Source organism: Mycobacterium sp. (assembly GCF_036488105.1).
Taxonomy (GTDB): Bacteria; Actinomycetota; Actinomycetes; order Mycobacteriales; family Mycobacteriaceae; genus Mycobacterium.
The window spans coordinates 1-6,405 of sequence record NZ_DASXHW010000155.1; the positions used below are offsets into that span (position 1 = coordinate 1).

Consider the following 6,405-nt stretch of genomic DNA (forward strand, 5'->3'; position numbering starts at 1 on the left):
TCCTGGCGGTGCAACTGTGGTGACCTTCCCGTGGCTGTCGGCGCTGTGGCTGCTGCCGTTGGTCGGTGCCGTGGTCATCATTCTGGTGCCGGCCGGTCGGCGACAGTTCGCCAAATGGCTCGGCGTGACGGTGTCGGTGGCCGTGCTGGCGCTGTCGATAGCGCTCGCGCTGGAATTCAAGGCCGGCGGCCCGACCTACCAGTTCGTCGAATCTCACCCGTGGATACCGGCATTCGGCGCGGGCTACACCCTCGGCATCGACGGCATCGCATTGGTGCTGGTCTTGCTGACCACCATCTTGGTGCCGTTCCTGCTGGTGGCCGGCTGGAACGACGGCGGTGAGCGAACACGCGGGACCCAGGCCTACATCGCGCTGACACTGACCATCGAATCGATGGTGCTCATCTCGCTGGTCTCACTGGATGTGCTGCTGTTCTACGTGTTCTTCGAAGCCATGCTCATCCCGATGTACTTCCTCATCGGCGGTTTCGGTGGCGGCGCACATCGCTCCCGCGCTGCGGTGAAGTTCTTGCTGTACAACCTGTTCGGCGGCCTGATCATGTTGGCCGCCGTGATCGGCCTGTACGTGGTGACCGCTCATAACGGCTCGGGCACGTTCGACTTCCGTCAGATCGTCGCCGCCGTCACCTCCGGTTCGCTGGGCGCGTCGTCGGCGGTGACCAAGGGGCTGTTCCTGGGATTCATGTTCGCGTTCGCGATCAAGGCGCCGCTGTGGCCGTTCCACCGCTGGCTGCCCGACGCGGCGGTGGAATCGACCCCGGCGACCGCCGTCCTGATCACCGCGGTGATGGACAAGGTCGGCACGTTCGGCATGCTGCGGTACTGCCTGCAGTTGTTCCCTGACGCGTCAACGTATTTCCGCCCCGTCATCGTCACACTGGCAGTGATCGGCGTCATCTACGGCGCCATCGTGGCGATCGGGCAGACCGACATCATGCGGCTGATCGCCTACACGTCGATCTCGCACTTCGGCTTCATCATCCTCGGCATCTTTGTGATGACGACGCAGGGCCAGAGCGGCTCCACGCTGTACATGCTCAACCACGGCATCTCCACCGCGGCAGTCTTCTTGATCGCCGGATTCCTGATCTCGCGTCGCGGCACCCGGTCGATCGCCGCCTATGGCGGTATCCAGAAGGTGGCCCCCGTACTGGCCGGCACATTCCTGATCGCGGGCCTGGCCACCGTGTCGCTGCCCGGGCTGGCGCCGTTCGTGAGCGAATTCCTGGTGCTGCTAGGCGCATACAACCGCTACTGGCTGTCCGCGGCATTCGGCGTGACGGCGCTGATCCTCTCCTCGATCTATATTCTGTGGCTGTACCAACGGCTGATGACCGGCCCCGTCACCGAGGGCAATGAGCGGATCCGTGACCTCGTGCCGCGCGAAATCCTGGTCGTTGCACCGCTGATCGCGCTGCTGCTGGTGCTGGGGATCTACCCGAAGCCCGTGCTCGACATCATCAACCCCGCGGTGGGGAACACCATGGCGACCATCGGTCAACAGGACCCCCCGCCGATCGTGCGGCCGGGCACTGCGCACCTACCCGGAATGGCGGAGGGACCGCGCCGATGACGTCTCTACTAGTGGTGCCCACGCCCAGCGTCGAATATGGACTGCTCTCACCGATATTCATCGTCTTCGGCGTTGCGGTGGCCGGCGTGCTCGTCGAAGCGTTCCTGCCCCGGCGAGCGCGCTATGGCGTCCAGGTCGTACTGGCGATCGGCGGTTTGATCGCCGCGGTCGTCGCCGATGTCATCGTCGCCAGGCAGCTCGACCTCCCGGGCCGCTATGCGGTCCTGCATGCACTGGCTGTCGACGGTCCGACGCTGCTGCTGCAAGGTGCCATCCTGTTGGTCGCCGTGCTCGCGGTGATCTTTTTCGCCGAGCGGCACAGCGGCGACAACCCCGCCGCCGGGCCGGGCGCCGCCACCGCCCACGTCTCCGCCGGATTGGAAGCCTTTACGCCACAGGCATCTGCGGTGCCGGACAGTGCGGCCGAGCATGAGGCGGAGCGGGCCGGGGCAAGCCAGACCGAGGTGTTCCCGCTGACGATGCTGGCGGTCGGCGGCATGCTGGTCTTCCCGGCCGCCAACGACCTGCTGACCATGTTCGTGGCGCTCGAAGTGCTGTCGCTGCCGCTGTATCTGTTGTGCGGCCTGGCGCGCCACCGCCGCTTGATGTCCCAGGAAGCAGCGGTGAAGTACTTCCTGCTGGGCGCCTTTTCGTCAGCATTCTTCCTGTACGGCGCCGCGTTCCTCTACGGCGCCACCAACACGCTGTCGCTACCGGGCATCGCCAAATCGCTGGCGGCCAGCAACAGTCACTCGATGGCGTTGATCGGCGTTGCGCTGTTGTCGGTCGGTCTGTTGTTCAAAGTCGGCGCTGCGCCATTCCATTCGTGGATTCCCGACGTGTACCAAGGTGCCCCCACCCCGATCACCGGGTTTATGGCCGCGGCCACCAAAGTCGCGGCGTTCGGCGCGCTGCTGCGGGTCGTCTACGTCGCGCTGCCGCCGCTGCATGACCAGTGGCGGCCGGTGCTGTGGGCCATCGCGATACTGACCATCGCGGTCGGCACAATCACCGCGGTAACCCAGACCGACGTCAAGCGGATGCTGGCGTACTCGTCGATCGCGCACGTGGGTTTCATCCTCACCGGTGTGATCGCAGACAACACGGCAGGCCTCTCGGCGACGATGTTCTATCTCGTCGCCTACAGCTTCAGCACAGTGGGCGCGTTCGCGGTCGTGGGTCTGATCCGCAATTCGCACGGCGAAGAAGATGCCACCATATCGCACTGGGCGGGACTCGGGCAGCGCTATCCCGTTGTCGGCCTGCTCTTTTCAATGTTCTTGCTGGCCTTCGCCGGAATTCCGCTGACCAGCGGGTTCATCAGCAAGTTCGCGGTGTTCCAGGCGGCGGCCAAAGGCGGCGCGGTGCCGTTGGTCATTATCGGTGTGCTCGGCAGCGCGGTGGCCGCCTACTTCTATGTGCGGGTGATCGTGCTGATGTTCTTCACCGAGCCGCACACCGAGCCGGTACATGTCGTCATGCCCAGCTTCTGGAGTAAGACGGCCATCGCGGTGTGCGCGGCGATCACCGTCGGTTTGGGCATCTTCCCGCAGCCTCTGCTCGATCTCGTCCGGCAGGCCGCGCAGTTCCTGACATGACACCGGCGCTGGTTCTCAGCGACGATATCGGCCCGGTTCGGGTGTTGACCATGAACCGTCCCGAAGCACGAAATGCATTGAGCCCGAAGCTGATCGAATCGCTGTACACCGGGCTGCGCGAGGCTGACGACGACGCGTCGGTGCGGGCGGTGGTACTCACCGGCGCCAACCCGGCATTTTGCGCCGGCGTCGACCTCAAAGAGGCCCAGCGGCTCGGCTCGGTCTATTTCGAGCAGTTTCAGAACCAGAGCTGTATTCGCCAAACGGGCGAGATGCGTACGCCGATCATCGCCGCCGTCAACGGCGCGGTGTTCACCGGCGGGCTCGAGATGGCGTTGGGCTGCGACTTTCTCATCGCCTCCGAGCGCGCGGTTTTCGCCGATACCCATGCCCGCGTGGGGATCCTGCCCGGCGGCGGGATGACTGCGCGGCTTCCGCACGTAGTCGGCGCGGCGATGGCGCGCCGGTTGTCGATGACCGGCGAAGTGGTCGATGCCGTACGTGCCGAGCGAATCGGGCTGGTCACCGAGGTCGTGCCACACGATCAACTGCTGGCCAGAGCCGTCGAACTGGCCGGCCAGATCGCCGAGGTGCCTGCGCCAATCATGGCCGGCCTCAAGGAAATCTATGTCACCGGCTCCGCCGCGGTCATCGATCCGGCGCTTGCGGCCGAGCAGGCCATCGCCGGCGCGCAAACCCTGGATCAGGACGGCCTGAAGGATCGCTACGCCGAGATCACCGAGCGCAACCGCCGCCAGATTCGGCCGCAACCCTAGGTGAACAGAGGGCTGTAGTCAGTCGGAGGGTCGACCAAATTCATTGATCGGTACAACTTTTCGGTGAGGGCCGGGCTGCTCTCCGCCGCGGACAACACCGCCTCGCGGAAGTCCAGCAGTTCTTTGGACGCCGCATGATCAGGGTCTCCGCTGTCCATGTAGAGATCGTTGAACTGGTTGGAGGCCCACATCGGACCGATGTGCTCAGCAGCGGCGGCGAAGAATCGCCGACTCAGATCGCCATTCCCGTCGGCCAGACAGTCCTGCAGAGCGGTCGCCTCGAGCGCGGCCACTGTCATGCCCTGGCCATAGATGGGGTTGGTACTGCAGATCGCATCGCCGAACACCAGGAAGCCCGCGGGAAAGCCGTCCATCTGGTCGTAGCGCCGCCAGATCGCACCCGGGTAGCGGAAGACCGAGATCTCGCCGATCGGCTCGCCGCGCTTCAGCGCCCGCAACAGCGCGGGTGGCGCGAATTGGGTGGCCATCCGGATCATGCCGGTCAGGTCGTTGGGTGGTTCGTTGTCCGCCAACCGGGTCAGCGTGAAAATCCAGGTGTCGTGCTCATACACCGAAAATGCGCCGCCCGTAGGCTTTTTCGGCTCCGGAACGACAAAGGTCATCCGCTCTTTAAGGATCCCCTCCGGGATGCGCATCAGCAGGCTGGTGTAGTTCGCGTTGGTCGTCGAGCGCTCGGCCACCGGTCGTCCGCAGCCCAGGCCGTCCAGGAAGGCCGGGGTGCGTGCGCTACGACCCATCGCATCGACCAGCAGGTCGGCGTTGAGCTCGCGCTTGGCGCCGCTGTCACGATCGACGATGTTCGCACCGGTGACTCGGTGTGGATTCGGCGCGATCGGTTCGACGAAGTCATGGCCGTCGAGGATTTCGACGTTGTCGATGGCGCTGACGCGCTGCCTGATGTGCGATTCCAGCAGCGGCCGGCTCAACAGGTGCAACTTGACCGCCGAGGGGTCGCTGAATTTGCCCGCTCTGCTCAGCTCGTGTCCGGCCACCCGAATGGACACCCGAGACAGATCGCCGTCGTCGCAGACCTCCGCGCCGGCGGCGATCAGGTCGTCTTGGATGCCGGGGAACAGTCGCGCCAGCTCGTCGGCGCCGCGACTCCACAACACGTGGAAGTGGCGGCCCTGCGGAACCCCGCGGCGCTGGTCGGCAGCATGAGGTAGCTTGTCCCGTTCGACCACCGTCACCGCGCCGTAAAACTCGCTGAGCACCCGGGCGGCGAGCAACCCGCCCATCCCCGCACCGCAGACGACAGCCTGCTCCCCCAGCTTGCTCACCGATTGCCCCCTCGCCGAATAGGCCTACTGCGACCGTACAGAAATAGTTAATTAGTTAGGCCGAAACCGGCAAAGGCTGGAGTCGCCAATCATGGCTGCCCGCAAGGAAAATCTCGTCGTCGGGCGCTACGCCCGAAGACCTAGACCGCTGCGCTGGTCTCGAGACCAGTCACGCCCATATCGTCCAGCGCAACTGCGGCCAGGTCCGGCCGCAAGACACTCAGCTCCTCGAGTTCCTCGTCCGCGCGCCGCTGCACCAATAACGGGATGAAGCCCCGCACCCGGCTGCTTTGGAACTGCGAATACGCATGCCGCACGACGGCGGTGACATGGTCCATCGGAAGAGCCGAATATTTCTCGGCGAGGCGACGCTCCAGGTCGCTGATCAACGCCCGCTCTTCTTGCGGCATTCCGATATTGTTGCCCCCATCTGGACACCGGTCAAGGCGTTACGCGCGAGCAGATTTTTTCCCGCGACGCAGTCTTCAGCAACGTCGCTAGCCATCTTCGTCCCGCAGATATGGCCGCGTGGCCAGCAGATAGACCGCAAACACGGCAAGCGGCGCCAGCAGCGGCAACCATGGCAGCCGCAACGGGAATGCGGTCGCGACCAGGCCGACAAGGGTAAATCCCACCGCTGAGACCATCGTTGCGCCGCTGACCGAGTCCAGTCCGGCGCCGCTACTGGCCGCATGCCGTAGCACCAGATAGGCGGCCGCCGACAATCCGGACACCGCGGCGACCGTGGCCGGCGGCCCGGACAGCGCAATCGCGACCACGGTGAGCAATACCGCGAGCGTGGCAACCGGGCGAAACAGGACCGCGATCGTCACCGCGGCCACGGCCGACGTCGCCGCGACCCGGGCCGATCCGTGTGCTCCGATGCCGACCGCCGCCACCATCAGCACACCGCACGCCGTCGACAAGGCGTGCGCCGCCAACTGCGCGCCGCGCCTCATGTCCGGCGTCCGGTCAGCGGCCGACGATGATCGGGGACGGCCCGCATCGACTGATCCAGGGTCCGATCCGGCCGCCAGGGCACCACGTCGACGCCTACGGTGCCCATATCGCGATACATGGCCGAACGCTGCAGCGCCCACATCCGGTCGACCAGTGGGTCCTGGGCGGTGCGAAAC

At 65.3% G+C, this 6,405-nt stretch carries 6 protein-coding genes and 1 pseudogene; 3 read left to right on the top strand and 4 right to left on the bottom strand.

The window, feature by feature from the left end; all coding sequences use genetic code 11:
• Positions 1-16: 16 nt before the first annotated feature.
• From VGH54_RS08210 to VGH54_RS08220, 3 genes are read left to right on the top strand one after another with little or no spacing between them, the layout of a single operon-like run.
• Complete coding sequence (locus tag VGH54_RS08210) at positions 17-1,594, top strand: NADH-quinone oxidoreductase subunit M (RefSeq protein WP_331511453.1); 1,578 nt, start codon at positions 17-19, stop codon at positions 1,592-1,594.
• Positions 1,591-3,192 carry an NADH-quinone oxidoreductase subunit NuoN gene (gene nuoN / locus VGH54_RS08215; RefSeq protein WP_331511448.1) on the top strand — a complete coding sequence of 534 codons (1,602 nt, stop codon included), beginning with the start codon at positions 1,591-1,593 and terminating at the stop codon, positions 3,190-3,192. Before VGH54_RS08210 ends, nuoN begins: the two co-directional genes overlap by 4 nt.
• Positions 3,189-3,968, top strand: a complete 780-nt coding sequence (locus VGH54_RS08220) for an enoyl-CoA hydratase (RefSeq protein ID WP_331511449.1) — start codon at positions 3,189-3,191, stop codon at positions 3,966-3,968. Before nuoN ends, VGH54_RS08220 begins: the two co-directional genes overlap by 4 nt.
• On the opposite strand, the gene VGH54_RS08225 is transcribed toward VGH54_RS08220, so the two are convergent.
• The 4 genes and pseudogenes from VGH54_RS08225 to VGH54_RS08240 form a co-directional block, all read right to left on the bottom strand.
• Complete coding sequence (locus VGH54_RS08225; protein ID WP_331511450.1) at positions 3,965-5,269, bottom strand: 2-polyprenyl-6-methoxyphenol hydroxylase-like oxidoreductase; 1,305 nt, start codon at positions 5,267-5,269, stop codon at positions 3,965-3,967. The genes VGH54_RS08220 and VGH54_RS08225 overlap by 4 nt on opposite strands.
• Positions 5,270-5,409: 140 nt before the next feature.
• Positions 5,410-5,679 (bottom strand): three-helix bundle dimerization domain-containing protein, encoded by a 270-nt coding sequence (locus VGH54_RS08230; RefSeq protein WP_331511451.1) that lies wholly within the window; start codon positions 5,677-5,679, stop codon positions 5,410-5,412.
• A gap of 87 nt (positions 5,680-5,766) precedes the next feature.
• Complete coding sequence (locus tag VGH54_RS08235; RefSeq protein ID WP_331511452.1) at positions 5,767-6,228, bottom strand: hypothetical protein; 462 nt, start codon at positions 6,226-6,228, stop codon at positions 5,767-5,769.
• Positions 6,225-6,405, bottom strand: a pseudogene (locus VGH54_RS08240) (DUF58 domain-containing protein); the annotation flags it as partial. The pseudogene VGH54_RS08240 and the gene VGH54_RS08235, both read right to left, overlap by 4 nt.